Consider the following 25,551-nt stretch of genomic DNA (forward strand, 5'->3'; position numbering starts at 1 on the left):
CCATGAAGATTCTGATCTCGGCGCTCGTCGTCATCGTGGTTCTGGCCGGTGCAGCACTTGCCTATGCCCTGGGCCCGAGCGCCATAGCCACCGTCGAGCGTCCAATGCCCGAGAGCTTTTCGGGAGCCGAAGTGAAGCGCGGGGCGGAACTGGCCCGTCTCGGTTACTGCAACACCTGCCACACGGTGAGGGGCGGCGATCCCTATGCCGGCGGTTACGCGATCGAAACGAGTTTCGGGACGATCTACTCGACCAACATCACGCCGGACGAGGAAACCGGCATCGGCCGATGGTCGCAGGAGGCGTTCAGCCGCTCTCTGCGCGAAGGGCTCGATCGGGAAGGCCATCATCTCTATCCAGCCTTCCCCTATACCCATTTTACCAAGCTCACCGATCAGGATGCCCGCGCGCTCTACGCCTTCTTCATGACCCGGACGCCGATCCGCCGGTCTCCCCGAGAGAACGACCTGCCGTTTCCCTTGAACTGGCGGCCGGTGCTCGCCGGCTGGAAGCTTTTCTTCTTCGACTCCGGCCGCTTCGAGCCGGACGGCAACGCGAGCGATACGGTCAACCACGGCGCCTATCTCGTCGAAGGCCTCAGCCATTGCGGAGCTTGCCACACGCCACGCAATTTTCTGCAGGCGGAAAAGCGTGACGACTTCCTGCGTGGCGGCGAGGCGGAGGGCTGGACGGCGCCGGCGATCGCCGGAGACCTGCCGACGCCGAAGGGCTGGACCGAAGCCGGTCTCAAATCCTACCTCACCGGCAGCTTCACGGCCGACCACGGCGTCGCCGCCGGGCCGATGCAGCCGGTCGCGGAGAATCTCGCGGCCGTGCCGGCAGCCGACGTCGAGGCCATTGCCGCTTATGTTCTTCCGAAGATGCGGAGCGGCGCCGGCAAGCTGGCACCGGCCGCCGCAACGTCCGAACAAGGCGGCAACGGAAACGACGAAGGGCGCGTTCTCTACGCCGGCCTCTGCGCCTCCTGCCACGAGGCGTCGTCTCCGGCGCGCCGGGCGCATGGGATGAACCTCGCCGACAGCAGCGCCCTCAACGAGGCGACGAGCCGCAACTTCGTCAATTTCGTGCTGGCCGGCGTCCAGCCGCCGGAAGGGCGGGCCGGTTCCTTCATGCCGGCGCTCGCCGGGTCCTTGACCGACGAGCAACTCACCGTGCTCGCGGCCTATCTTCGCCACGCCAAGGCTGGTCTTCGACCATGGGACGATCTCGGCAAGACGATTTCGAACGTTCGTGAGACCATGCGTCGCGCCGATGCCGAGCCGCAACGCTGAGCCCGCAGGAAGGATGTCAGCGACATGACCCGATTCACCGTGAACGATCGGCCGTTTTCCACCGAAACGGACGTGGAAACGCCGCTGCTTTACGTGCTGCGCAACGAGTTGGAACTGAACGGCGCCAAATTCGGCTGCGGCCTCGGCCAATGCGGCGCCTGCACCGTTCTTCTCGACGGCGAGGCGGTGTTTTCCTGCCTGATCCCGCTGGCGGCGCTCGAAGGGCGCAACGTCACGACGCTGGAAGGCCTTGGCACGATCGACGATCCGGGCCCCGTTCAGGCCGCCTTCATCGAGGAGCAGGCGGCCCAGTGCGGCTACTGCATCCCCGGCATGATCATGCGCACGCAAGGCATGCTCAACCGGAACCCCGCGCCGAGCGAACGGGAAATCCGCGAGCATCTCAATCCCAATCTCTGCCGCTGCGGGACCCATATGCGCATCCTGCGCGCCGCCCGGCGGGCCGCCGGCAAGCCGGCTGGCGATCAGGCGGCGCTTGCCGAAAGGAGCGCGACATGAACGCCTTGTCCGGCCCCGCGCTGTCGCGGCGCTCGCTGCTCGGAGGCGGCGGCGCGTTGATCCTGTCGTTTTCGCTCGCGCCACGCTCGGCGCTCTCCCAGAGCGAGGAGGCGCAAGTTTCGGGAACCGGTCCGCTGCCCGGCAGCCTCAGCGACTTTCCCTATCTCGATTCCTGGATCCGGATCGACGAGGACGACTCGATCACCGTCTTCACCGGCAAGGCGGAACTCGGGCAGGGCATCAGGACCGCGCTGATCCAGGTGGCGGCGGAACAGCTCGACGTCGATTTTAGCCGCGTCGTGCTCGAGACGGCCGATACCGGCCAGACCCCGAACGAAGGCTACACGGCAGCGAGCCACTCCATGTCCGAAAGCGGTACCGCGATCCTCAACGCCGCCGCGCAGGTTCGCGCACTCCTTATCGCCCGCGCAGCCGATCAGCTCGGGCTTTCGGCCGACCAGTTGACGGTCGACGACGGCGTGATCACGGGCGGCGGGCGGTCTCTCAGCTACGGCAAACTGGTCGGGCCGGACGTCCTGCACGTCCAGGCGCAACCGCAATCCCCGATCAAGGATCCGAGCACGAACAGGATCATCGGCAAGGCGGTCCGTCGGATCGACATTCCCGCGAAGCTGACCGGCGCGGTCGCCTATGTGCAGGATCTGCGGCTGCCGGGCATGGTCCACGCCCGCGTCGTGCGCCCGCCGGTCTATGGCGCGCGGCTGACCGGCATCGACACCTCCGAGGTCGAGACGATGCCGGGCGTCGTCCAGGTGATCCGCGACGGCAACTATCTCGCCGTCGTCGCCAGAGGCGAATTCCAGGCCATCCAGGCGATGCGCGCGCTCGCCGCGGCCGCCGAATGGGGCGGCGGCATCGCGCTGCCGGAGAAGACCGAGATCTACGACGTCCTGAAGCGGCTACCCTCGCAGGAGAGCGTCATCCAGGAGAAGGGCAGCGGAGGCGGCCAGGGCACGCGGATCGAGGCGGCCTATCACCGGCCCTATCAGCTGCACGGCTCGATCGGTCCGTCCTGTGCCGTCGGCCATGTCGATGGCGATCGGCTCACGGTCTGGAGCCACACCCAGGGCGTCTATCCCGACCGGGACGCGATCGCGGAAATGGTCCGCATGCCGCCTGAAAACGTCCGCGTCATCCATATGGAGGGTGCCGGCTGCTATGGCCACAACGGCGCCGACGACGCGGCGGCGGACGCCGCGCTGATCGCCACCAAGGTGCCGGGCACACCGGTGCGGGTGCAATGGATGCGCGAAGACGAACACCGCTTCGAGCCCTACGGCTCGGCCATGGTGGTCGAAGCGAGCGCCGCGCTGGGCGAGAGCGGCACGATCACCGACTGGGTCTACGACGTTTGGTCGACGCCGCATTCGACCCGTCCCGGCTCGGCCGGCAATCTGCTCGCCGCGAACCTGATCGCTGATCCGTTCCAGGCGGACGAGCCGATCTCCATTCCGCAGCCGGCGGGCGGCGGCGACCGCAACGCAGTGCCGGGCTACGACTTCCCAAACTCCCGCGTGACCAAGCACTTCATCAGGTCGATGCCGCTGCGCGTCTCCGCAATGCGCTCGCTCGGCGCCTATATGAACGTCTTCGCGCTGGAAAGCTTCATGGACGAACTGGCGCTGAAGGCCGGCGCCGACCCGGTCGAATTCCGGCTGAAACATCTGAGCGATCCGCGCGCGCGAGACGTGGTGACGACGGTCGCCGACCGCTTCGGCTGGTCGGACTGGAAACGCAAGGGGCCGGGACATGGTCGCGGCTTCGCCTATGCCCGCTACAAGAACCTTGCGGTCTACTGCGCCGTCGCCCTGGAAATCGAGGTCGAGCGCGAGGCCGGGCTCGTCCGCATTCTCAGGGCCGTCGCCGCCACAGACAGCGGCCAGGCGGTCAATCCGGACGGCATCCGCAATCAGACGGAAGGCGGTATCGTTCAGTCGGCGAGTTGGACGCTCTACGAGGAGGTCGACTACTCGACCGACGAGATCTTGAGCCGCGACTGGGCGAGCTATCCGATCATGCGCTTTCCCGCTGTCCCAGGCGCGGTCGAGGTGCATGTGATCGACCGGCCCGGCGAGCCGTTTCTCGGCACCGGCGAAGGCTCTCAGGGACCGACGGCAGCCGCAATCGCCAACGCCTTCGCCGACGCCACCGGCAGGCGCATCCGCGATTTGCCGCTGTCGCCTGAGAAGATCCGCCGCACGCTGGAAGCCTGAATGGTCGCAACGATCACGGAATCGAACTCGATCTCCAAATGATCGGGCAGCGAGGAGGCGACCGTGATGATCTCACGGTTGGCAGGAGCTTCACGACGCGCCGTCGCCATGAGCGATCGACGATCGCGCAGGAGCGATAATTCTCACCAAACGCGAAGTCGTCAATGCGGACGATCTTCAAACTATGACATGATCTTCCCGGCGCCACCGAGACGCCCGGCCGCAAGGGCTCGGCAAAAGCCGGATATGAACAACCTACTTTCCCGGAGACCTCAATTCCTGAGAGAATGGGGTCATCATGACGAAACCGACATCGAAGAGATATTCGCCGGAGGTCCGGGAACGAGCGGTCCGAATGGTTCGGGAGCATCAGGGCGACTACGCCTCGCAGTGGGAGGCAATCGCCTTCGTCGCGGCGAAGATCGGTTGCTCCGGCGAGACGCTACGCAAATGGGTGCGCCAAGCCGAGCGGGATCAGGGCGTGCGCGCCGGGCAGACGAGCGAGGAGCGCGACCGGATCAGGGCGCTCGAACGCGAGAACCGCAAACTCCGCCAAGCCAACGAGATCCTGCGCAAGGCGTCGGCGTATTTTGCCCAGGCGGAGCGAGCCAAGTGAGATAGGGGCGCCGGTTCAAGCCATGACGGGGTTCATCGACGACCATCGCGATACCTACGGGGTCGAGCCGATCTGCCGGGTTCTGCCGATCGCCCCGTCGACCTATCACGAGCATGCCGCCCGCCGACGCGATCCCTCTCGCGGATCCCCCCGGGAACAACGTGATGCTACCTCTGCAAGGAGATCCGCCGCGTCTTCGAGGCGAACTTCGGTGTCTATGGGTGCGGAAGGTCTGGCGCCAGATGCGGCGCGAGGGCATCGAGGTCGCCCGCTGCACCGTCGCCCCGTCGCCCGGCTGATGAGGACCATGGGGCTGAAGGGCGTCGTGGAAGCCGCCTACTACGCCGAGCTTGAGGCCGTGCCGATCGCCGCGTAGGACTCAAACAAACCGGTCTCCGGGAAAGTCGGGGCGGTTCACTTGATAAACTGGTGCGTGCCGTTTGCGTTCCGGTGAATGGTGGGCGCGACAGGGATCGAACCTGTGACCCCTTCGGTGTGAACGAAGTGCTCTCCCGCTGAGCTACGCGCCCTTAAGGCCGACGGCCGCTCCCATCGGCGCGTCATCGACCTTGCATGTCATCGGCGCAATTTCGGCTGACAATAGCCTCACACGGTCGAAATTGCGTCCGGCGCCCGGTTGCGCCGCGGACCAGCCTATAGGGGGTGAGGCCGGCCGGCGTCAATATGCCATCGACGATGGAGAGACGGCTCGGCCCGTTCTCCGCCAGCCGCTCCTTGCCAGCGGGTTTTCAGCCGGCGCCGAGGGTCGCGAGGAGCCTTCGCACGAGGTCCGGCGTCAGGTCGCGATAGTCGGAGATCTCACAGGCGGCTTTCGCCCGGGCCCGGGCGTCGGGCGCATAGCCGAAATCGACGAGGATCGAGGCAATCCCCGCCGCATGAGCCGCATCGATGTCGGCCGCCGAATCGCCGATCATCACCGCTTGTCCCGGAGCGCCCTTCGCCCGTGCGACGGTCTCCTCGATGTGTCCCGGATGCGGTTTGCGGTTCCTGACCGTATCGGCGCCGCAGACGGCCGAAAAGCGTGACGAAAGGCCGAGCGTATCGAGCAGGAGGCGCGCCAGGCCCTCGCGCTTGTTGGTGCAGACGGCGAGGGCGAAGCCGGCGGCCGCCAGCTCGTCCATGGCCGCGACGACATGCGGATAGGGACGGGACGCGTCGGCGATGTGCGCCTCGTAATGGCCGAGGAAGCGCTCGAGGGCGGCGAGCATGTCGGGCTCCGCCAAGGTCAGGCCGCGGCGCTCGTAGGCCGCCGTCAGCATGGCCCGCGCGCCGTGGCCGGCATGGGGGCGCACCACGTCGAGAGCGTCCGCCTCGTGGCCGTCGAAGCCGAGGCAATGGTTGAGCGCGGCGGCGAGATCCGGCGCCGTGTCGATCAGCGTGCCGTCGAGGTCGAAGACGACGAGGGGGGCTCGGCTCGATTGCATCCGGTTGTGCTCCGCACTTGGGGGACGCCGAAACGGGCGCCGGCCGCGACGCCGTGCCTCCAGCCGGAAGGCCCGTTCGCCGAGGCGTCCGCCCGTCGAACCCGTCGGTTTCGCAGGATGCTTAAATCCCGACTTGCTGCGTCACGCAAGTGATGGTACAAAACAAGAACATGCGAGATGCCGTCGCGTTTGACGACGACGGAGACCGCTCGTTTCGAGTGTCTCGGCGCCAATGCCGTGGAGCCATACTCCACGGGAGGGTTTCGGACGTCGCCTGTTGGGCGCGCTCGGCGGAATCATCCCGGCCAGGCTCTCTGCCGAAGCACGCCCCGCCAGATGTTTCCACGCCTTTCTTTCAGCCGCCCGAGCCGTTTCCGACGGCGGCAATCCCAATCCCGACACGGCGGGCAAGGACGCCGACCGGTCCACCCGATGATCGCATCCCCGCCCGGCGCACCCCATGCGCCGGGCTTTTTCGTGCCGGCTTCGCGCCGGTCGCTTTCGCAAGGAGACGCGCCATGACATTCGAAGCCTGGCTGCAGAGCCGGCTGACGGCTCACGGATTTGCCTGCGGGCCGATCGACGGTGTCGTCGGTCCGATCACCACGGCTGCGATCCGCGCCTTCGAGGCCTCGAGAGGGCTGCCGGTCGACGGCATGGCCGACGACGCGGTCGTCACGGCGCTGCGGGAATCCTCGAGCCAGGTCGACCCGGAAACCGCCGCGGCGCTCGAAGGACGCGCCCCGGCCGAGGCGGAAATCCAGAAGATCGACCTCGCCTCGCTGAAGATCAACGCATGGCCGAGGCAGAGCGGCGTGCCGGCCTTCTACGGCGCCGTCGGCACCCGCCAGACCCGGGTCGACGTGCCGTTCGACTTCTTCCTGTCCTCGGCGAAGACGACGCGGGTGAAGACGATCACGCTGCACGAGAAGGTGGCGGCCTCGGCGAGCCGGGTCCTGCAGACGATCGCCGCGACCTATTCGGCGGCCGAGCGCAAGGCGCTGGGGCTCGACCTGTTCGGCGGATCGCTCGCCGTCAGGAGGATGCGCGGCGGCTCCTCCTGGTCGATGCACAGCTGGGGCATCGCCATCGACTTCGATCCCGAACGCAATCAGTTGAAATGGGGCGCGCCGAAGGCCCGGTTGTCCCATGACGACGCGCTACCGTTCTGGAGAGCGTGGGAGGCGGAGGGTTGGCTCTCGCTTGGGCGGGCGCGGAACTACGACTTCATGCACGTCCAGGCCGCAAGGCTCTGACGCCGAGCGCCTACGTCGGGCGTCGGCGGCCGGCCCGGCCCGATACGGGCTGCCGAGGGCAAGAGCCGCGCCGGCCGGAGCAGCCGGGTTTTCAACATCCACCAGGGAGAACCATCATGAATCTCGCAAGCGTCGCCAAGGCGATCGGTGCCACCGCCGCGACCATCGCCGCCACCGGGACCACGGTCTTCGCCACGGTGCCGGAGGGCGTCGACATGCCGTGGTATGCCTGGCTGGGGCTCGGCATCTTCAACGCGCTGCTCGGCTTCGGCATCGTCTATCTGGCACCGAAGAACGCCGGCTCTACCGCCGACGCGGCGCAATGATCCTCGTCCACATCCGCAAGAAGGCGAGGCAGCGGGCGGCGGAGTGGTTCTGCGCCCTCAACCTCGTCCTCTTCGGCCTGACGCTGCTGTCACCGGGCGCGACCTTCGAACTCAAGGCTTACGCCGCCTTCCGGGCGGTGTTCGGCGAGGCCGCGACGGGCGGGTTGACGCTCGTCGTCGGCCTCGTCTGGTCGGCCGGGCTCGTCGTCAACGGCGTGAAACGGCAGCTCACCTCCACGGTTCGGGCGACCTGCTGCTTTGCCGGCGTGATCGTCTACGCGCTGATCACCTTCGCTTATGTCATCGGGTCCGTGCGGGCGGGCGTCCTCGTGCCCAATGTCGGCGGCAACGCCGCCATCACGGTTCTGGCGCTCTTCTGTCTCTACTGGATCGGCGAGGAAAAGGGGTGTCGCACCGATGGTTGACGCAAACTCCCTGCCGGAATGGGTCCTGTGGGTCGGCGGGATCGTCGGCGTCGCGGTTTCGACCGTCGTCCTGAAACTGGGGCTGAAGAGCGGGGAAGCGACCGGCGAGAAGGTCGAAACCGCCCGGCTCGACGCCGCGCTCGTCGACAGCGTCTCGGTCAAGCATCTGGCCGGCTCGGTGGAGGGGCTGTCGTCGACCATGCGCGAACTCGACGCGCGGGTCGGCGAGCGGGCGCGGGAGATCGGCCATCAGGGCGCCCAGCAGAGCGAGGCGCTGAGCGAGATGATGCGCGATCTCGCCCGCGAGGTGCAGGAATTGCGGCTCGAGCTTCGCCAGATCCGGGCGGAACTCAGCCGTGGATGACGGCCGAGGCCAGTGGAGGAGAGGCCGGGCGGGGCGAATTCCGCTTCAAAATGCGGCGATCTTTCCTTATGTCAGGGACCACCGCCCAACCGGGCCGACGAGCGAGGAAACACGCCATGTCTCTCAACGATCGCGGACAAGATTTCGAAGCCCGCTACGCGCACGATCAGGAACTGAGATTTCGCATCGAGGCGCGCCGCAACAAGCTGACCGGGCTCTGGGCCGCAGAAAAGATGGGTCTGTCCGGCGAAGAGGCGGATCGCTACGCCCAGGACGTCGTCGCCATTGCCTTCCAGACACCCGGCGACGACGGAATCTTCCAGAAGATCCGGACCGATTTCGACGGGGCGAAGGTCGACCAGTCCGACCATCAGATCCACCGCCACATGGCCGAATGCCTGGCCGAGGCCGAGAATCAGATCCGCAACGCCTGAGGATCCGCCGTTGCCGGCCAAGGGCGAGAGGACACGGCCGCGAGGAGGCCGGGTTCAGTTCGACGGGCGCGGCAGCCGGCTCATGAAGCGGCCGAAGGTCAAAAGACCTTCCGGCCACGGGCCATGGCCGCTTTCGGCGTTGATGTGGCCGATCTCTCCCGCATCGATGAACAGGGAGCCCCAGGCGCCGGCGATGTCTTCGGCGGCCTCGAAGGACGAGAAGATGTCGTTGCGGCTGGCGACGACGAGGCTCGGGAAGGGCAACGGATCGCGCGGATAGGGGCCGAAGGTGCGCAGATGCTTCGGCCGGATCGTCTCGTCGGCGACGTCGGGTGGGGCGACGAAGAACGCGCCGGCGACGGGCTTTTCGAACTTCGGCACTGCCTGGACAGCCGCGGCGACACCCAGCGAATGGGCGACGAGGATCACCGGCCGCGTCGATGCGTTGACGGCGCTCGCCACCGACCGCGTCCAATCCTCGACGACGGGCTTGGACCACTCCACCTGATCGACCCGGCGCGCGGTCGAGAGCTTGCGCTCCCACCGGCTCTGCCAGTGGTCGTCGGGGGATCCCTTGTATCCGGGAATGATGAGAATGTCGGCTTCGGCGGCTCGCATGGCCTCGCAAATGCGAACACTCGTCGCGGAAGTCAACCGGCAGAGCCGGCGGGCGATGGGAAGTTCACCTCCGCCGGCGTGGTCGTCGCGGTCGCACGGCACTGGCGGGCGGCGTCGGCTGCGACCGTCCCGCCGCGGCCGGCCGCCGGTCAGCTCGCCGGCACGAAGGCGAGTTCGAAGGTCACCGGCGAAGACGGCGTGATCGGGATGTCGCCCACCGCCGCGCTCAACTGCTTCAGCCCGTCGTCCATGCCGAAATCCGCGGTGGAGACCGTCACGGGGGAGGCGGAGGCGACCGACACGAGGGAATCGCCGAGCTTCGAGATGATGACCGGAACGGTGATGTCCTTGCTGATGCCGCGGATCGTCAGCGTCACCGGCAGGTCGTAGGTCATCCGCGCCTCGTCGAAGACGGATCCGATCGCCTGGGGATCGATCCTGGCGGTGATCGTCGCTTCGGGAAACTGCTCGATGTCGAACAGGAGAAAGCGCATCCTGACGTCGCGGATGTCGATGCCGGTCGACACCGATTCCAGCTTGATCCTCACCTCGGCATCGCCGCTGGAGGAGATGTCACCCGAAAGCTCGCCGAACTTCTGCGTCTCGACGACGGTGCCCTTTTTGATGGTGACGAAGTTCAGCCGCGAGCGGGAATTGTCGAGTGTCCAGGTGCGGGAGAAGAACGCCTCCCTCTCTCCGATTTCCGGCGTCGCCGCCTCGCTTCGCGCCGCTTCCGGTGCGCCGCCGGTCACGGCCGCGACCTTCGTGTCGCCCGCCGACGCGTCTGTGCCGCCCGGCGCGCGCACCCAGCCGTCGACGTTGTATTTGACGTTGGCGACCGTATAGAAGCCGAGCCGATACCATTTGTGGCCGGCCGGATCGGCGGTCTCTTCCATGACGCAGGCCTGGGTCGCCTCGGGCAGGATCGCCACGGCAAGGCCGGCGCCGCTGTCCGGCTTGTCGAAGAGCTCGGTCCGTATGTCGATCGCTTCGTAGAATTCGCAGGCGGTTGCGGAACCCGCCCCGGCCAGCGCGGCGGCACAAAAGCCTGCGGCCGCCATCACGTGTCTTCGAGCCATTTCCTGCTCCTCTCGTCACATCGTTCCAAAGACTGCCGTCGCGCCGGGGCGCTCGCCGCCGTCATTGACAGCCGCTGCCGGCCCAGGTTGCGAGCGCCTTCTTGTAGGGGCCGCCATAGGGGTGCTGGATGCGGATGATGCTGGCCGGATCGGCCATGTAGGACTTGCCCTGATCGCAGAGGCGATCCTTGTTCCACTGATGGCAGGACGTGCATTGCCGCTTCCAACGCTCTTCCTTCAAGCCCTCGATCGGCGCGAACAGCGGCAGGCTGTTGGCGAGTTGTTCGAGGCTGCGCCCGCGCACCGGGAAGGGGCCGAAGGGAACGGGATCGGTGAAGTTGAGCGTGACCTGCTGATCGCTCGCCGCCTGATCGTTCGCCGCCGCCTGCCCGTCGGAAGCCGATGCAGGCTGACTCGCCTGGTCGTCGCCGGCGGTAACCGGCGTCGGGCCGTTGGCGGTGGTCTCGACCTTGGCGAGATAGCGGATCGACGTCCAGCCTTCGATCGTCTGGGTGCCGCTGCCATCGGGTCGGCTCTTGGAGACGACGTAGCCCCAGTCCTGGCCGCTGGAGGTTTCGCTTTTCGCGATGCAGACCAGATCGTTGTAGCGCAGGACGTCGAGGATGGTGCCGAAGACGTTCGCCTCGGCCCGCATGTTCAACAGCCTGGCCTCGACGCGATAGGTATCGCAGGTCTGCGCGCTCGCCGGATGAGCGAGAAACAGCGCTCCAAGGACGGTGGCGACGACGATGGACAAGCGTGACATGGGATTCCTCGCTGCTGTGACGCGGGGTTGAGAAACTGCGATCGGAGCCGTCTCCGACCGGATTCAGCGCGCGGAGCCGGCGAGCGATCGCGCCGCGCCGGCACCGGGGGACGAGACCTGGACGAGGCCGGCGCCGCAGCCCTGCGGGCAAGCTTCGCCCGAACGGGCGAGGGCGGTGGCGACGAGCGCCCGCCGCGCCTCCTCGGCCGTCATCGCCGGTCGTGCGGCGACGAGGGTGGCGACCATTGCGCTGACCAGCGGCGCGGCCATCGAGGTGCCTTCCTTGAACTCGTAGCCGCCGGAGACGATCGACAGGATGCCGTCCGGCTGGCCGTTGCGATCGTCGTCCCGCTGCGTGTTGCCGCCGGGCGCCATGACGTCGATGCGCGGTCCGTAGTTGGAATAGGGCGAGATCGCGCCGCGCGCATCGGAAGCGGCGACGGTGATGACGCCCGCGCAGCTTGCTGGCGACGACTGGCGCGCATCCTCGGCGCTGTTGCCGGCGGCAACGACGATCACCGCACCCGCCGCCAGCGCGTCGTCGACCGCCGCCTGATAGGCGGCCGGACAGGCGCCGGGGCCGCCGAGCGACATGTTGATCACCTTCGCCGGATTCGGGTTGTCCGGCACGCCGGGCACGGGCACGCCGGCGGCCCAGCGTAGGGCGTCGATGATGTCTGCATCGAAGCCGCCGCAGCGACCGAGGACGCGCACCGGCACGATGCGCACCGGAATGCCGGGCAGGCCGATGCCGAGCCGGTTGTCGCCTTCGACCGCTCCGGCGATGCCGGCGACGTGCGAACCGTGCCAGGTGCTGGCGGTGGCGGGAGATCCGGTGAAGCACAGGCCCGCAGTCGTCCCGTCCCCGGGGTCGGACGGGTTTGCGTCGCGGCCGTCGCCGTCATTGGCGACGAGGTCGAGGGAGATGAAGTCGTAGCCGGGGAGGATCCTGTTTCTGGCGAGATCCTGATGGCTGGCGACGAGGCCGGTGTCGATGATCGCGACGACCGGGCCGGGATTGCCGTCCTGGCGATGCGTCGCCCTGAAGGTTCGAAAGCCCGTCCCGCCCGGGAGCCGGTCCGCGCCCGCCTGCGGCGCGTTGTCGAAGAGCTGCCATTGCAACTGCGAGAGCGGATCGTCCGAGAGGCCGGAGGGCGCTCCGATCCGGGCCGGTCCCCCGACGCGGCCCGAGCCGATGACGGCATCGATCGCTCCGACGTCGGGGCTCTGCGAGCGAAAGCCGTCGGTCGCCGGCGGGCTGTCGATGCCCAAAAGCGCATTGAAATTGTCGGCGGGGTTGGCGGCCTGGGTGGCGAAACGCATCATGTTCGGTTCGACGGAGGCCACCTGCGGCATCTGGCGAAGCGCGGCGACGATGCCGGCTGCTTCGGGCGCAAGGTTCGCGGCGAAGTCGCCGCCGCCTGCCGGGACGGATGGGAGGGCGGTCCCGTCGCTGCGTTCGCGGCCCGATCCGGGCAGTGCGACGACGAGACTGCGGCCGCTGCCGCCGCCGGCGCTCTGGATCGCCGCGACCACCGCATCCATCGAGCCGCCGGCCGATTCGCGCTGGCGCCGTGTTGCCTCGTTCCTGAGGCTTTCGCGATTTTCGCCGCTTCTGAGGGTGACGAGGACGCGGGTTGGATCGACGAGGCGAGGCGGTGTGGTGGCGAGGGCCGGGGCGGCGGCGGGGAGGATCTGCCGGCTGGCCTCGGCGAAGCTCTCCTGGGCGTTCGCCCCGCAGATGCCCTGGCTGGCGGCGAGCGCCGCGGCGAGAAGGCCGGCGCTCTTCAGGGCGTCAGCGCCGAGGCGCCGGTCTCGAAGGGCTTTGCGATCGAACCTACGCATCTCATTCAAGCTCCGAAACGTGCGGCCGAGGCGCGGAAACGAAGGACGGAAGGCGGCTCATGGGGCGGAGGCGCCCGCCGGCGGGCGGGCGCCTCGCTTTTCTCAGTTCTCGCGGATGCCGAGAGCCTCGACGACGATGCCGTTCGAGCCCTCCGTCTGCGGCTCGGCGACGACGCCCATCAGTTCGAGCATCAGCCGGATGTTGCGCAGGACGCGCTGCTGGTCGGTGCGGGTCTTGTAGGAGAAGGTGATCTCCGAAAAGTCCGACTTCGAGACGTCGAGATCGAGGGCGCACTTCCAGTAGGCCATGTACTCTTCGACGGCGTTCATCTGGCGCTGCTCGAAGCCGCGGAAGGTGACGGCGAAGACGGTCGGCGGGTTGTCGCAGGCCGAGCCGCCGACGCCGTGGCTGGGCAGAGCGGCGACGTCTCCCTCGATCGAGTCGTTGACACCGGCATCGTGACCGCCGTCGGACGCATATCCGCCACTTGCGCGGCCAAGGAGCGCGGCGAGCTGGATCGCCAGCTTGTTGCCGGCGTTGCGGGCCAGCTTCTCGCCGTTCTGGGAGACGAACTCCTTGATGCAGTGCGGATCGGCCGGCGTGCCGTTCAGGCCGGCGGCGCATCCGGCGAAGGACGTGCCCTTGGTGTCGAGATCGAGGTTGTCGCCGCCGGCGAAACGGCCGCTGCGCACGTCGATGGCGCGGTAGTTCAGCGACATCTGCAGCTTGACGATGCCGCTATAGGGGTCGGTCACCGCACGGGCGTAGATCGTGTATGGGACGACGTAGTCCATCTGCGGATTGTCGACGGACCGGACGACCGAGATCAGTTCCTCGTCGGTGCGGCGCTGGCGATCCTGCTGATAGAAGTTCAGCGTCAAAGCGGTCTCGTCGTAAACGTCGAGGCCCTGGATGCCGTACTTCTGGAGCTGTGACTGATAGGCGGGCGCATTGAGCGTCTGGTTGATCGTCGACAGCACCGCATTCTGGATGCGGTTGTTGCGCGCCAGGCTCTCGGTGTCCCAGTCCTCCTGCATGACGAGAACGTTGAGGGTGGCGGCATGGGCGGCGCCGGCCATGGTGCAAAGGCCGATCATCGCGGCGGCGGCGGTTCTTGCGAGCATCTTCATCGGGGCTCTCCGGTTCCTTGTCACTGGTTCTGGGGGATTGGGGGATCGGTTGCTCGGCAAGGCGCCGGGCGGCTCAGTCTGACGGTGGTTCGTCGTGTCCCTCCCTCAATTTCCGATCGCCGAGTTCTGGTCGGCGGCGGGATTGGCCGGGGGAGAGACCGCCGGCGTCGCCGTGTCGGCTCCCGGTGCCGGCGCGGGCTCGGGTGCCTCGGCGGCAACCGGCTCCGGCTCGGTGCCCTCGCCGGAAACGTCGCTGCAGGGGACCGGCGTCGGGCGGTTGCCGAAGTCGTCGAGGCCGGTATTGGCCGGCCGGGGATCGGCGATTCCTTCCGTCCCCGCGCAGTCGTCGGCAACGGTCGGCGAGGCTTCGGCAGCGCCGTATTCGGCGAGACCGAGATCCTCGGCGCTGGGGGCGGGGCCCTTGTGATAGGTGGCCCGCGGCGCCTCGAAACGCTCCGCCGTCGGTCCGGAATAGCCGTCCTCGATCAGGGTGATCTCGACGCGGCGATTGATGCCGTCGCGCGGCCGGCGCCGGTCGGCGAGGCGCGTCTCGCCGAAGCCGACGACGATCAGCCGGTCGGGATCGATGCGGAAGTTCTTCACCAGATAGCGCTTGGCCGACAGTGCCCGGCTTTCCGAGAGCCACTGGTTGTAGGCTTCCTTGCCCGCGGCGTCGGTGTGGCCGGCAATGAGGTACTGGCTGCCCTCGAGCTCGCTCGCCTCCAGCGCGTAACCGAGATCGTCGAGGACCTCGGCCGTTTCGCGGGTGATGTCGAAGCTGTCGAAATCGTAGTAGACGGCGAGGTCGACCGAATGGTTGTAGTTCAGGATGACCTTCTTCATGCCGTGCCGGCCGGGAAGCGGGATCTCCATCTGGATGATCCGGTTCGCATAGGCGGCGTCGTCGTAGCGGCTGCGCGCGGCGGGGCGCAGGGTCTTGATGATGCGCTCGGCCCGCTCCGTCATCTCGTGCGGCTTGGTCTGCTGGGCGATTGCGACCGGTCCGATGCCGAGGGCCGACGGTGCCGCCGAGGCCATCGTCGTCGCCAGCAGCAGCCGCGCCAGAGTGCCGGCGCGCTGCGTGCCGGGCCTTGCCGGGCTGCTGCCCGTTCCGATTGTCGAACCCGTCATCCTTGCCATTGTCCTCAGCCTTTTGATGCGGTTGATCGGTCGTTTCTCGAAGTGGAAGGGCCAGAGCGCTTCCTGGGCCTCACTGGCCGAGAATGTCGTTGTATGGTTTGGCCGCGCCGCTGCCGCCGATGGTTTCGTTCTGGCTCGCGCCCGCCGCCGGCTGCCGGCCGCCCGCGGCCTTCGACGGGATGGGCTGGCCGGTGGTCGCCGCCGGCGTCGCGGTGGTGGACGATGCCGCCGAGGGCGCACTGGCGACCGCGGCGCCTCCACCGGCTGCCGGGGAAAGGTGGAGGAAGGCGCTCTCGCCGATGATGTCGACGGTGTTCGAGCCTTCGTTGAAGCTCGACGGATCGTTCTCGTTCAGGCCGCCCGAGTGGTGGATGCCGACCACCTGCCGGTCCGAATTGAAGATCAGGGCGCCGGAGGAACCGGGCAGCGTGTCGCAGCGGTGCCGCAGGAGCGGACCGTCCTCCTGCTTGTCGGCGGCATAGCAGCGGAACTGCGTCATCATCTTCGGCTGGCCGGCCGGATGGTGGACGACGATGAGGCGCTCCAGGGGCCGAGTGCGCTCGCGCGAGAACGGCACCGGCAGGAGGTCGGCCGGAGGGGCGCCGGCGAGGCGCGACAGCGAATAGTCGAGCTTCGGATCGTTCTCGACCGGGGTGGTCTCGACCGGGATGCGGGTGGTCTGGCTGTCGGGACCGTAATAGTCGAGCAGAAGCGAAGCCTCGAGGACCTTGCCGGAAAAACCCGGAATGCAGTGGTAGTTGGTCAGAACCAGATTGCCCTCGACGATCGTCGCGGTGCAGGTGGAGAGAAATTCCTTGCCGTTCTCCTCGACTTTCAGGTCGAGCCGGCCGATGGCCCGGGAAAGCCGACGCATCGGGTCGTCGTCGCGCAGTAGGCCGATCGGTTCGAAGACGTTCTGCCGGTCGACGACGTCGCGGGCCGCGTCGCCGAGCGACTGGCGGAGCGGCAGGACGACCTTGCCGTAATCTTCGGCCGGCAGCTTGAAGTCGATCGCCGAGGCTGTCGGGGCGAAAGCCGCGCTGCCGAGCATCGCGGCGGCGAGGACGGCCGCGAAGCGGCGCTTGCGGGACTTGCCGAGGCGGCAGAGGTCGTCGAGGGGGCGTGCCATGGCTGGTCTCCTCAGCTTCCGGGTTTGCTCTTGTTGGCCAGCCTGAGCGCGAAGCTCTCGACGGTCGGGGAGGCGGCGTCGATCTGGTCGTCCCACACCGCCTCGACGGCCACCGTCAGGGCCTTGACGTCGAGCGGCCGGATCGGCGTCATGATCTCGCGGCCGGGACCGAGCGCGATGCCGGAGTTCAGCCGGCTGTCCGCGACGATGGCGACGGTCTTCAGCTCCTCGCCGACGCGCACCACGACGGTCCGCCGGTCGGATTCGTTGCGGATGCCGAGAAGGCAGAGTTCGCCGAGATCGAAATCCAGCGTGCCGTCGACGTTCGGGCTGTGACGAACCCGCGTCGAGGGGCGGATGTCGAAAAGGACGTCCTGGCACTTTTCGCCCGGCAGCGGATGCACCGAGATCACCGAAAGGTTCTCCACCGGGTGCTCGCTGGTCAGCCAGCGCTCGTCGTTGCCCGGGCGGAGCGGAGCGACCGGCATGGCCTGCCCCTGCGATGGGACGTCCGCCTGCTGCCCCGCCGCGCCGGGAAAGGGCGCGGAGCGCAGGCCGGGCGTGCCGCCGGCGCCGTCTGCGGCCGGCGTTTCCCCGCCGAGAATGGCGTTGACGTCGCTCTGCGCGAGTGCCGGAAGCGAAAGGCACGGCGCGAGGATCGATACGAAGCCGGCAAGACCCGCGGAGACGGTCCGCAGCCGGCGCGGCCGGGCGATCGAACGCCGATCTGAGCGGTATCCTGCGGTCATGCCGGTCCTCCCATCTCCCAGCTCGCCGAAAACCGGCCGTCTATCTGATCGCGATCGAAACGCGGTTTTCCCGTCCGCTGGAGTCGCGCGTCCTGGCCTCGGCCTCGAGCGGGGTCGGCGGTCGGGCAAAATACAGAAGGGTGGTTTCGCCGGAGGACAGGTCCCCGCCGGAGAGCACCGACGCCCCGCCGGGAATGGCGAGACTGGTCAGCCGGGCGTCGACGAAAAGCTTCTGCGCCTGATCCGAGAGATTGCGCAGCCTGAGACCACACAGACCCTCGCTCGCCCTCAGCGCGAAACCGCCGGGAACGCGACTGGCCGGCTCGATCGCCAATTGCCCGCCGCTGTAGATCTTTTCCTGACATGCCGCTCTGTTCTCCGCATAGAGCCCGTCCACCGCGAGGCTTTCGCTCGCGGCGAGAACGGCCCGTTCGGGCTCATGCCCCTTGTCGAGAGCGGGAGTGGAATGCTCAGAGAAGAAAAGCGCGCTGCCGGCGGCGGCGAGTGCGAGGAAGGCGGTGCCGCCGAGGCCGAGGATGAGGCGGCCCCGCTGCGAACGCGTGCTCCGGCCATCTTCGGTCAGACCGCTCGATGCCGTATCGTGGCGTTCCGGAAAATGGCGGGGTTCGGGGGGCCTGTCGTCCTCGACGTCGGGTGCGCCGCCGTCGAGCTCGATGCCGAAGGCAGCCATCACATCCGCCAGCGAAGCGGCGATCGTCAGTTCGGCGCCGAATTCTGCGGCGAAGGCCTCGATCTGGCTGCGCTCTCCTGAACTTTGCGGCGGCGGCACGACCATCACCGTCTTGAGGCCGTCGGCCTCGGCTTCGCGAAACAGCGGCCGCGACAGTTCGAGCTTCAGCGGGACGTGGTAGTCGGCGGTCTGGGGGTTGAGATCGGCGTCGACCATCCCCGTTGCCCAGACGAGCGTCGGCTCGCCGTCTTCCAATCGCCCGGCAGCCTCGACGAGGTGAGCGATGAGCACCGGCAATTCCCAGGAGCGGCCACAGTCCAGCGCATCGGAAAGGCTGAGTTCGGTGGAGGGCAGGTCGGCCACGACGAGGCGCAGCGGGCCGTTGACGAAACGGTGGTAGTCCGAGGAAAGGGCGAGCGGGCGAAAGTCGCCGGCGATCGCCATGTAGCTTGCGGGAACCCGCGGACGACGCTTGATGGCCCGGAGATCGACCGGCTTGGCCGTGGTCGGAATGATGACACGCATACACTTTCGCGCGTTGCCGTTCGCCGCGAAACGCGCCGCATCGAAAACGGGGTCGGAAGCCGGACTGTGCGCGAATTGACGCACGGTTTCAAGCGCTCGCATCCGGTTCTTCTCGACACCTTCCTCGCAGATTCCCGTCGGATACCTGAACTTCCGAAGAGAAAATGCGGTGATTTCAGTTCACTTACGAAAGATAGATCTCCGTCGTGGGATCCTTCAGGAATTCGATCGTCCTGAAGTCGCCGGCCGACCGCGGATCGAGCCCGATCTGCAGGATGCCGCCGATAGGATTACCCAAGGGAATGTCGAGTGACAATCTCTTTTCTTCGTGGATCAAGGTAAGGTGACGGGGCAACTCACCGTCCGCATTGGGAGAAACGATCACGAAGACGGCGTCGCTCTCCTCGACGAGTTCCAGCCGGAAGCCGCCGACGGTGCGGGCGACGTCGGTTTCGGTGCTGGCGGCCCGGGCGACCGTGGAGAAGGCGAGGCTGCGGCTCTGGAGATATTGTCGCCGCAGCCGCAACAGCCCGATCGGGATCGGCGCACCGGAGGTCTCGGTGACGTGTCCGGCGAGAAACGCCGCGACGTCGAGGCGGCCGGCGCCCTCGGTCCCTTCGGCGCCGTGGCCGGCGAGATCCCGGGCGGCGCGGCGATCGACGAAACGGCGCTCTGCCGCCTCGAGAAGTTCCGGCGAGGTGATCTGGTCGAGGCGGATCGTCATGGTGTCATCCCTTTCAGCTTGGTCCTCTGCGGGACCTTCGGTCTCGAGCAGGGCGGTCGTCGTTCGTCTGGGCTGCCGGGTCTGCCGATCGGCAGTCGGCGGCGGAGAATTCAGTCGGCGTAGAGGCGGCTGAGATGGGCCGCGAACTTCGCCCTGTCGGCCTCGAAGCCGGCATCGAGATCGCCGCTCGGCCCCGCCTGGCCGCGGGCGGCAGCGCGAAAGGCGCCGAGGGTGCGAGCCAGGGCCATCAGGGCACGCTCGACCCTTGCGAAGGCCAGCGCGAGCTCCTCGCGCGGCTTCGCCAGCGATTGGCTGCGCCGCGCCTTCAGAAGCTGCACGCCCTCGGCCCGGATGGCATCGGCCCGGGCATTGCCCGTCGCTTCCTCCGACCGGACGGCGAAGGCGATCTTCAGCCATTCGGTCATCGCGGCCTCGAGTTCACCGACTTCGCCCATGAGCACGCCGTAGCGCCGGGCTTCGATGCAGGTGACCCGCTCCTTCAGCGAGAGCGTGGCCTTTCCCGTCCTCAAGGAATTGGAAAGCGCAGACTGGATCGGGTGGAACGCGAGGAGCCTCAGCGTCGCCAGCGGCAGGCTGCAGCCGAAGGCGCCGGCCGAGACGATCGGCGCGGCCAGCATCTCCTCGCGCTTCTTGATCAGCTTGACCTCGCTCTCGGCGATCGCCTTCAATGCCGCGACGGTCGCATCCTCGCCGCCGCCATAGGCGGCCGCCGCCTGTTCGACGTCGTCGGTGATGTCGCCCGTCCCTTCCTCCTCGTCCGCTTCTTCGAAGTCGAAGGGATCGACGAAGTCGACCGACAGCTCGCCCGCAAGGCCGGGCGCGTCGATCTCGCCGGCGCGCCGCATCGCCGCCCGCGAACGGGCGTCCGCGAGCGCGTCGACATAGTCCTTCAGGGCGAAATAGCTCGCCTGATAGGTCTTGAAGTGGCCGTTGGTCTCGGCCGACCAGAAGTCGAAGACGGTGTCGTCGGTGATCACGTCGCCGACCGCGGCGAGATAGGCCCTCAGGATCGAGAAGGCCGAGGTGGCGTGTCCGTCGTCGAAATGGTCGGCCCGGTAGCGGTAGAGGATCCTGGCGATCGTCTTCACCGCCGTGTCGGTCGCCGTCTTGTCGGCGAGGCCGCCTTTCAGGCAGGCGTCGAGCAGGGCGGCGACCTCGCCGGAATGGGCAAAGCCGTCGCAGGTGATCAGGAATTCGAGGTATTTCTGCAGGAGCTTCAGCCGGAAGCGGTCGAGCATCAGGCCGCCGCCGGGAAGCTTCAGATGGTAGGAGCCGCTTTCGTTGGCGGAAACGGCCGGATGACGGCAGGCGGCGAGATGGGAGAACACCTCGTTCGCCGGCATCCAGAGGAAGTCGAGCGAACTGGCGAGTCCCGCCCCGGTTTCGCCGAACAGCGCCAGCGTGCCGGCCAGCGCCCAGACCGGCTTGTCGCGATTGGCGCCCCAGCCATTGGCGATCATCTGGGCGAGGGCGAGGCGGAAACGGTCGGAGGCGTCGGTGCCGTCGACGAGGGCCTCGAATTCCGACCGGGCGGTCTCGGACCAGGTGAAGAGCGTGTCGGGCTGCCCCATACTCGTACCCCTTTGCGGTATCATCTCGATGATCGTGGCGGCCCGAGCCGCCTGCAGGCCGCTGCGGACGGCCCGGTCATGGCTCGTCCGTCAGCCCTTTTCGTCGAACTCCCGGACGAGCTGGCGCGCGTGATCTGCGTAGCGACCGGTCGGACGCTTCCTGAGATACTCCGCCAGCGCGTCGCGGCTGCGCTCGACCAGCACCCGCTGCCAGTCGGTCTCGTCCTGCAGCATCTCGATCCGGTCGCGGGCCTCGCGCAGATGCTTGCCGCTCGGATATTGCAGGACGTAGCGCCGGTAGGCTTCGACGGTGTGGGCGTTCGAGACTTCCTCCCAGGTGGCCTCCTGGGCGAGCAGGCTGGTCAGCCGCTCCTTGATCTCCGGGCCGTAGACGCTGGTCGGGAAGCGCGCGAGGAACGCGTCGTAGTCGGCCGGTTCGGTGGACGCCATCGCCGTCTTGTAGGCCTTGAGGTCCTCGCTCTCGGCGGCGACGGCCCGTTCCGGCGCGCCGCCTACCGGCTGGCTCGCGACCGCCGGAGCGGCGAAGTCGGGTCGGCTCTCGATCTCGGAGACGAGCTTGATCGCCTCGCCCATCTTCCGGCAGGAGCCGCAGACCGGCGGCAGGTCGTTGCAGCTCGCCAGATAGCGCAGAAGGCCGTCGTAAGAGCGGTCGGCCGGAAACTGCGCGTCGACCGTCTCGTGGGCGCGCTGGCAGATGCCGGCGACCTTCTTTTCGCCGTCGCGCTTGCGGGTGCATTCCTCGCAGTTCTGCACGTAGTACCAGAAGGCGTCGAGCGTTGCGTCCCTTTCGGCCGCCGCCCACAGCGCCTCGTCCTTCAGCGCCGCCGGATCCGGCTGCTTCAGCTCGGCGACGCGCTTTTCGAGCGGCTCGCGGTTGCCGCAGCATTCGCATCGCTGCAGATAGGCGCCGATCTCCAGCGCGCTGCCCTTCTTGAGCAGCTCGGCCGCATGGCGCTCCTCGGCCCGGCAGATCGCCTCGCGGCGGCGTTCCGTCTGGGCGAGGTCGCGCAGTTCGTCCTTCAGCGGGCAATAGACGCAGCCGCGCAGATAGGGCTGGACGCCGCCGAGATCCTTCGATTCCAGGATTTCCCGCGCCGTCAGGAGTTCGTAATGCTCGCGCTCCGTCGCTTCCTCGCGGCCGACGCCGTCGTCGGGCAGGGTGAAGATGACGCTTGAAGCCGCCGCGCCGTCGATCTCCGGCGTCTGCCGAAATTCCGGGCGCAACTGCTTGATCCGGCGAGACATCCGGTTGTCGAGGAAGCTCTCGAGTTCGGCAACGGTGACGCGGCCGTCCCCATTGCCGCCGAAGCGCGTCTCGTCCGCCTCGCCGTAGAGCGCCGAGACGAGCGCGTCGGTGAAGATGCCGTGGCGGTATTCGGGATCCCACACCGCGACCTGGTCGGAATGGGCGGCTGCGATCAGCGTGACCCCCTTTTCGGCCTTCAGCACCGGCGCTTCGCCGGAGGTCGGCGCGCTGACGCCGGTGACGAGATCGCCGGCGTCGGATCGGCCGGAAAAGCAGCTCTCCAGCATGACGACCACCCGGCCCCGCGGGAAGGCCTTTTCCCGCATGGCGGCGAGCTGGCCGATCAGGGTGTTGAGGTCGTAGCCGGTGAGATCGAGGCGATCCGGCCGGCTGTCGATGCCGAGGAGATAGGGGGTCCGGTCGTTGCTGCCGCCCATGAAGGAGCGCGACCCGTGGCCGACGAAATAGACATAGACCTCGGCATCGGGGGAGGAGATCTGATTGCCGATCGTCCCAGGCTTGTCGGCATCGCCGAAGAGATATTCGAGTTCGCCCTTGGTCAGGTCCTCGTAGCGGGTGATGTTGGCCGGGGCGAGGCCGAACTGCTCGACGAAGAGTTTCTCGACCGCGCTGGCGTCGTTGCCGGCGAAGCGCACGTCCTCGGCATAGCGGTAGTCGTGATTGGCGATGACGAAGAGGTGGCGCTGCGGCGGGCGGCCGTCGTCGGCGCCGGTGCTCTCCTCGGCCACGGCCGATCCACCTTCGGTCGTGGCGACCGGTCGGTCGGACGAACCCGGGTTCACCGGGGTCGGGCCGGTCTCGGGCGCGGCTTTCGCCCCGGCCGGCGCTGCGGCAGGGGGCGCGCTCGTCACGGCGGGCGGGGCGGCTGCGGCGGTGGCCTCGACGACGGTTTCGGGGCGGCAGCCGTCGAGCATTCCCGGATCGGCGACGGCGAGGGCCTGCCGTCGGGCGAGGACGGTGTTGCCCGTGCGGATGGTGATCGTCAGGTCGACGGTGCGGCCGTCCGTGGCGGGCAGGCGGTAATCGACGTCCATGACGACGCCTTCGGTCTTTTCGTCGCCGCTGCCGATCATCAGCGACGGCAGCGACTTGCCGTCGAGCCAGGCGGCAAGTTCGCCCTGCTGCATCTCGAAATAGGCGGTCGTGAAAGTGTCGGCGGCACGCTCCGACAGGCCGCAATTGCCGTCGACATGCACGTTCGGCCGGAAGGTCAGGCTGGTGGCGGTGGAGAGTTTCGGCGCCACGGCGGCCAGGACCGCCTGATAGGCGCCCGACAGTTCGACGAGATCGGCGCTCGAACTCCTGAAGTCGCCGATCACGGTGAAGGACGGCATGTGCAGATTGATGCCGACGGTGCGGTTGCAGCTGTAGGAACCGCCTTCCGAGCGGGCGAAGATCGCGATGGTGAGACGGGAGACGTCGACATTCGGCCGCGACACCTGCACGGCGACGGCAAAGGTCGAGGCGTAGAGGCGGTTGACCATCTGTTCGAGCTGCCGACCGCTCTCCGCATCGAAACCGAGGATCGGCAGCAGCGCCCGGGCATTCTCGGCGGCGTTGACGTTGATCGCCAGGCCCGATCCACGGATCGCTTCCTGCAGCGCGCCGTTGATGCGCGACCTCAGGCTCTCCGAGACGTGCGGATCGCCCGCGGGAAGGCCGAGATAGGTGAGATCGTAGGGGCGGGGCGCGTCCGGGGCGATGCAGTTCGAGGTCAGGATGCCGGCGATGGCGGCCGTCACCTGGGTGCGCACCGTGTCGACGACGGGGGCGCCGGCGCGCAGCCTTTCTTCGCCATGGGCATGCAGGGGGGAAAGGGCGAAGAAGAGCGGCGCCAAAACGGCGACGTGACGTAGGAGAACTCCCAGGCTTTTTACCCCGCGCATTGTCGTCACGTCCTCAATGCCCCGTCGAAGTTCTACCACGAAGTCGAGCGGTTGAAACCCGTCGGGAAAGTGGATCTGGAAGAGGCAGAAGGATGAACTCGGAACTCACGAAACGGAATTCCCGGTTTCCCGGAGTTTCGCGGTCATCGTCACCTCGAGGCCGTTGCGCGAACCCTTGGTGATGGGGCGCCCTGGCCTCGGGGCCCGGCCGCAAAGCGAAGGGGCGGCCGGAGGTTTCCGGCTCGCCCCTCGTTGCCGGTTTCAGTGGCCGACCTTGCAGACCTGGACGACGCGGCCGCCGCCGAAGTCGTCGAGATCCTGGAAGCCCACCGCGACGAGGCGGCCTTCGACTTTGTAGTCGGCATGGGGGTAGGCGGGCACGCTGCAGGTCGGCTCGGGGCTTTCGGCCGAGCGATAGCTCGCCGCCGGGGTCGAAGTCGTTTCGCCGGCGTCGGCGAGGGCGCCGTCCGAGGTCGGGTCGAGATCGAGGCCGAGCAGCGCGACGACCACCTGGCGATTTTCGCCGGCCAGAGGATCCTCGATGCCAGGAGCCGGCGTCTCGCCGAATGGCGCCTCGACGAAGCGATCCTCCGGAATGTCGAACTTGTCGGCCAGGTAGGCCTTGACCACCGCGATGCGCCTCATCGAAATCGCCTCGTTCTGCTCCCGGGTGCCGGTCGCGTCGGTGTAGGCGGTGAGAAGGATGCGAACGTCGGTTTCGGCATAGGCGAGAAGGATGTTGCCGATGCGGTCGAGATCGGCCGCGGCGGTCTCGGAGAGCTGCTGGCTGCCGGAAGCGAAGAGGATCGGGCGGCCGACGTCGCTGCGCGGCTCGGGACCTGCCAGTTCGGCCTGCATGCCGTCCGTCGGCTCGGCCGGTTCGGCATAGTCGATCTCCGGAGCGAAGGGCGAAACGGTCTGATAGCGATAGACCAGCCGGCCGGCCCGGTGCGAATGGACGGTGAAGTCGTCGAGGTCGGAGACGTCGTGGCCATAGCCACGGTCGGCGTAGCCGTAGCCGTAGCCGTCGCGATCGTAGCGATGACCGACATGGTGGTAGGCGTGACCGTAGCCGCCCGAGACGGAGCCGGAATAGCCGCCGTAGCCGTCGTAGCGGCCGTAGCCGCTGTAGCCGCCATGGCTGCGATGGGCATAGCCGGTCTGGCCGCGGCCGTATCCGGACGCGCCGTTGATCACGCGGTTGATCTCTCCGGCGCTGGTGCGCGGGCCGTAATAGCCGTCGGCGCTCGCGGTCTGCGGGACGAGGGCCGTCCCCATCGCAAGGGCGGCGGTCAGAAGGGCGGTGGTCGAAACTGTCGAGCGCATCGTTTGTCTCCTCAAGGTGAAGCTCGCTGGCTGTCGAGAGGCGAGTGGAAGCGCCAGAGCGAAATCCTCCGAGGCGTCCCGAAAGGTCGACGCCCGCCCACGCTACCGGCCCCGGCCCCCCCCTCCGGTGCATGCCGGGGCGGAGCCCCGA

22 protein-coding genes, 1 tRNA gene, 1 pseudogene and 1 other annotated feature are annotated in these 25,551 nt (G+C 67.7%); of the genes and pseudogenes, 9 read left to right on the plus strand and 15 right to left on the minus strand.

Annotated features, from left to right (window positions below):
- Positions 1-2: 2 nt before the first annotated feature.
- From LZD57_RS19550 to LZD57_RS19565, 4 genes and pseudogenes are all read left to right on the plus strand, one after another.
- Positions 3-1,292, plus strand: coding sequence for a c-type cytochrome (locus LZD57_RS19550; RefSeq protein WP_233721265.1), 1,290 nt, complete (start codon positions 3-5; stop codon positions 1,290-1,292).
- Between the two features lie 24 nt (positions 1,293-1,316).
- Positions 1,317-1,811: a (2Fe-2S)-binding protein gene (locus LZD57_RS19555; RefSeq protein WP_233721266.1), complete on the plus strand. Its 495-nt coding sequence runs from the start codon at positions 1,317-1,319 to the stop codon at positions 1,809-1,811.
- Positions 1,808-4,045: a xanthine dehydrogenase family protein molybdopterin-binding subunit gene (locus LZD57_RS19560; protein WP_233721267.1), complete on the plus strand. Its 2,238-nt coding sequence runs from the start codon at positions 1,808-1,810 to the stop codon at positions 4,043-4,045. Before LZD57_RS19555 ends, LZD57_RS19560 begins: the two co-directional genes overlap by 4 nt.
- 298 nt (positions 4,046-4,343) lie before the next feature.
- Positions 4,344-4,989: pseudogene (locus tag LZD57_RS19565) on the plus strand (IS3 family transposase); the annotation flags it as partial.
- Positions 4,628-4,758: a sequence feature (AL1L pseudoknot), on the plus strand. (Overlaps the previous pseudogene by 131 nt.)
- 127 nt (positions 4,990-5,116) lie before the next feature.
- Here the strand turns inward: LZD57_RS19565 and LZD57_RS19570 are convergent.
- Positions 5,117-5,191: transfer RNA gene (locus LZD57_RS19570), tRNA-Val, on the minus strand.
- Positions 5,192-5,410: 219 nt separating this feature from the next.
- Positions 5,411-6,106 carry an HAD-IIIA family hydrolase gene (locus LZD57_RS19575; protein ID WP_233721268.1) on the minus strand — a complete coding sequence of 232 codons (696 nt, stop codon included), beginning with the start codon at positions 6,104-6,106 and terminating at the stop codon, positions 5,411-5,413.
- A 518-nt stretch (positions 6,107-6,624) separates the two neighbouring features.
- Between LZD57_RS19575 and LZD57_RS19580 the strand changes: the two genes are divergently transcribed.
- The 5 genes from LZD57_RS19580 to LZD57_RS19600 all read left to right on the plus strand — a co-directional run bounded on the left by LZD57_RS19580 (position 6,625) and on the right by LZD57_RS19600 (position 8,911).
- Positions 6,625-7,362 (plus strand): peptidoglycan-binding protein, encoded by a 738-nt coding sequence (locus LZD57_RS19580; protein ID WP_233721269.1) that lies wholly within the window; start codon positions 6,625-6,627, stop codon positions 7,360-7,362.
- A 116-nt stretch (positions 7,363-7,478) separates the two neighbouring features.
- Positions 7,479-7,688 carry a hypothetical protein gene (locus LZD57_RS19585; protein ID WP_233721270.1) on the plus strand — a complete coding sequence of 70 codons (210 nt, stop codon included), beginning with the start codon at positions 7,479-7,481 and terminating at the stop codon, positions 7,686-7,688.
- Positions 7,685-8,113 carry a hypothetical protein gene (locus LZD57_RS19590; protein WP_233721271.1) on the plus strand — a complete coding sequence of 143 codons (429 nt, stop codon included), beginning with the start codon at positions 7,685-7,687 and terminating at the stop codon, positions 8,111-8,113. Before LZD57_RS19585 ends, LZD57_RS19590 begins: the two co-directional genes overlap by 4 nt.
- A complete protein-coding gene (locus LZD57_RS19595; protein ID WP_233721272.1) occupies positions 8,106-8,477 on the plus strand; it encodes a hypothetical protein in 372 nt (123 codons plus the stop codon). Before LZD57_RS19590 ends, LZD57_RS19595 begins: the two co-directional genes overlap by 8 nt.
- A gap of 116 nt (positions 8,478-8,593) precedes the next feature.
- Positions 8,594-8,911: a DUF1476 domain-containing protein gene (locus tag LZD57_RS19600; RefSeq protein WP_233721273.1), complete on the plus strand. Its 318-nt coding sequence runs from the start codon at positions 8,594-8,596 to the stop codon at positions 8,909-8,911.
- A 54-nt stretch (positions 8,912-8,965) separates the two neighbouring features.
- On the opposite strand, the gene LZD57_RS19605 is transcribed toward LZD57_RS19600, so the two are convergent.
- The 13 genes from LZD57_RS19605 to LZD57_RS19665 form a co-directional block, all read right to left on the minus strand.
- Positions 8,966-9,529 (minus strand): RBBP9/YdeN family alpha/beta hydrolase, encoded by a 564-nt coding sequence (locus LZD57_RS19605; protein WP_233721274.1) that lies wholly within the window; start codon positions 9,527-9,529, stop codon positions 8,966-8,968.
- Positions 9,530-9,678: 149 nt separating this feature from the next.
- Positions 9,679-10,608 carry a YceI family protein gene (locus tag LZD57_RS19610; RefSeq protein ID WP_233721275.1) on the minus strand — a complete coding sequence of 310 codons (930 nt, stop codon included), beginning with the start codon at positions 10,606-10,608 and terminating at the stop codon, positions 9,679-9,681.
- Positions 10,609-10,669: 61 nt separating this feature from the next.
- The gene (locus tag LZD57_RS19615; protein WP_233721276.1) at positions 10,670-11,374 is read right to left on the minus strand and encodes a hypothetical protein; all 705 of its coding nucleotides are present in this window, start codon (positions 11,372-11,374) and stop codon (positions 10,670-10,672) included.
- Positions 11,375-11,437: 63 nt separating this feature from the next.
- Positions 11,438-13,219, minus strand: a complete 1,782-nt coding sequence (locus tag LZD57_RS19620; protein ID WP_233721277.1) for a S8 family peptidase — start codon at positions 13,217-13,219, stop codon at positions 11,438-11,440.
- A gap of 102 nt (positions 13,220-13,321) precedes the next feature.
- Positions 13,322-14,350 carry a hypothetical protein gene (locus tag LZD57_RS19625; RefSeq protein ID WP_233721278.1) on the minus strand — a complete coding sequence of 343 codons (1,029 nt, stop codon included), beginning with the start codon at positions 14,348-14,350 and terminating at the stop codon, positions 13,322-13,324.
- A 105-nt stretch (positions 14,351-14,455) separates the two neighbouring features.
- On the minus strand, positions 14,456-15,481 hold the full coding sequence (locus LZD57_RS19630; protein WP_233721279.1) for an OmpA family protein: 1,026 nt from the start codon (positions 15,479-15,481) through the stop codon (positions 14,456-14,458).
- 79 nt (positions 15,482-15,560) lie between these two features.
- Complete coding sequence (locus LZD57_RS19635; protein ID WP_233721280.1) at positions 15,561-16,619, minus strand: trypsin-like serine peptidase; 1,059 nt, start codon at positions 16,617-16,619, stop codon at positions 15,561-15,563.
- 11 nt (positions 16,620-16,630) lie between these two features.
- Positions 16,631-17,368: a hypothetical protein gene (locus tag LZD57_RS19640; RefSeq protein WP_233721281.1), complete on the minus strand. Its 738-nt coding sequence runs from the start codon at positions 17,366-17,368 to the stop codon at positions 16,631-16,633.
- A 40-nt stretch (positions 17,369-17,408) separates the two neighbouring features.
- A complete protein-coding gene (locus tag LZD57_RS19645) occupies positions 17,409-18,584 on the minus strand; it encodes a hypothetical protein (protein ID WP_233721282.1) in 1,176 nt (391 codons plus the stop codon).
- A 184-nt stretch (positions 18,585-18,768) separates the two neighbouring features.
- A complete protein-coding gene (locus tag LZD57_RS19650) occupies positions 18,769-19,308 on the minus strand; it encodes a hypothetical protein (RefSeq protein WP_233721283.1) in 540 nt (179 codons plus the stop codon).
- A 110-nt stretch (positions 19,309-19,418) separates the two neighbouring features.
- Entirely contained in the window at positions 19,419-20,900 is a 1,482-nt protein-coding gene (locus LZD57_RS19655) for a hypothetical protein (protein WP_233721284.1), read from the minus strand.
- A 90-nt stretch (positions 20,901-20,990) separates the two neighbouring features.
- Entirely contained in the window at positions 20,991-24,074 is a 3,084-nt protein-coding gene (locus tag LZD57_RS19660) for a caspase family protein (protein WP_233721285.1), read from the minus strand.
- A 261-nt stretch (positions 24,075-24,335) separates the two neighbouring features.
- Positions 24,336-25,400, minus strand: a complete 1,065-nt coding sequence (locus tag LZD57_RS19665) for an OmpA family protein (protein ID WP_233721286.1) — start codon at positions 25,398-25,400, stop codon at positions 24,336-24,338.
- Positions 25,401-25,551: the final 151 nt, after the last annotated feature.

Source organism: Jiella avicenniae (assembly GCF_021390325.1).
GTDB lineage: Bacteria > Pseudomonadota > Alphaproteobacteria > Rhizobiales > Rhizobiaceae > Jiella > Jiella avicenniae.

What these genes read in the sequence shown, in the direction of transcription:
- LZD57_RS19550 (WP_233721265.1), top strand. Translation starts at nt 3, where the DNA reads ATGAAGATTCTGATCTCGGCGCTCGTCGTCATCGTGGTTCTGGCCGGT.
- LZD57_RS19555 (WP_233721266.1), top strand. Translation starts at nt 1,317, where the DNA reads ATGACCCGATTCACCGTGAACGATCGGCCGTTTTCCACCGAAACGGAC.
- LZD57_RS19560 (WP_233721267.1), top strand. Translation starts at nt 1,808, where the DNA reads ATGAACGCCTTGTCCGGCCCCGCGCTGTCGCGGCGCTCGCTGCTCGGA.
- LZD57_RS19575 (WP_233721268.1), bottom strand. Translation starts at nt 6,106, where the DNA reads ATGCAATCGAGCCGAGCCCCCCTCGTCGTCTTCGACCTCGACGGCACG.
- LZD57_RS19580 (WP_233721269.1), top strand. Translation starts at nt 6,625, where the DNA reads ATGACATTCGAAGCCTGGCTGCAGAGCCGGCTGACGGCTCACGGATTT.
- LZD57_RS19585 (WP_233721270.1), top strand. Translation starts at nt 7,479, where the DNA reads ATGAATCTCGCAAGCGTCGCCAAGGCGATCGGTGCCACCGCCGCGACC.
- LZD57_RS19590 (WP_233721271.1), top strand. Translation starts at nt 7,685, where the DNA reads ATGATCCTCGTCCACATCCGCAAGAAGGCGAGGCAGCGGGCGGCGGAG.
- LZD57_RS19595 (WP_233721272.1), top strand. Translation starts at nt 8,106, where the DNA reads ATGGTTGACGCAAACTCCCTGCCGGAATGGGTCCTGTGGGTCGGCGGG.
- LZD57_RS19600 (WP_233721273.1), top strand. Translation starts at nt 8,594, where the DNA reads ATGTCTCTCAACGATCGCGGACAAGATTTCGAAGCCCGCTACGCGCAC.
- LZD57_RS19605 (WP_233721274.1), bottom strand. Translation starts at nt 9,529, where the DNA reads ATGCGAGCCGCCGAAGCCGACATTCTCATCATTCCCGGATACAAGGGA.
- LZD57_RS19610 (WP_233721275.1), bottom strand. Translation starts at nt 10,608, where the DNA reads ATGGCTCGAAGACACGTGATGGCGGCCGCAGGCTTTTGTGCCGCCGCG.
- LZD57_RS19615 (WP_233721276.1), bottom strand. Translation starts at nt 11,374, where the DNA reads ATGTCACGCTTGTCCATCGTCGTCGCCACCGTCCTTGGAGCGCTGTTT.
- LZD57_RS19620 (WP_233721277.1), bottom strand. Translation starts at nt 13,219, where the DNA reads ATGCGTAGGTTCGATCGCAAAGCCCTTCGAGACCGGCGCCTCGGCGCT.
- LZD57_RS19625 (WP_233721278.1), bottom strand. Translation starts at nt 14,350, where the DNA reads ATGAAGATGCTCGCAAGAACCGCCGCCGCCGCGATGATCGGCCTTTGC.
- LZD57_RS19630 (WP_233721279.1), bottom strand. Translation starts at nt 15,481, where the DNA reads ATGACGGGTTCGACAATCGGAACGGGCAGCAGCCCGGCAAGGCCCGGC.
- LZD57_RS19635 (WP_233721280.1), bottom strand. Translation starts at nt 16,619, where the DNA reads ATGGCACGCCCCCTCGACGACCTCTGCCGCCTCGGCAAGTCCCGCAAG.
- LZD57_RS19640 (WP_233721281.1), bottom strand. Translation starts at nt 17,368, where the DNA reads ATGACCGCAGGATACCGCTCAGATCGGCGTTCGATCGCCCGGCCGCGC.
- LZD57_RS19645 (WP_233721282.1), bottom strand. Translation starts at nt 18,584, where the DNA reads ATGCGTGTCATCATTCCGACCACGGCCAAGCCGGTCGATCTCCGGGCC.
- LZD57_RS19650 (WP_233721283.1), bottom strand. Translation starts at nt 19,308, where the DNA reads ATGACGATCCGCCTCGACCAGATCACCTCGCCGGAACTTCTCGAGGCG.
- LZD57_RS19655 (WP_233721284.1), bottom strand. Translation starts at nt 20,900, where the DNA reads ATGGGGCAGCCCGACACGCTCTTCACCTGGTCCGAGACCGCCCGGTCG.
- LZD57_RS19660 (WP_233721285.1), bottom strand. Translation starts at nt 24,074, where the DNA reads ATGCGCGGGGTAAAAAGCCTGGGAGTTCTCCTACGTCACGTCGCCGTT.
- LZD57_RS19665 (WP_233721286.1), bottom strand. Translation starts at nt 25,400, where the DNA reads ATGCGCTCGACAGTTTCGACCACCGCCCTTCTGACCGCCGCCCTTGCG.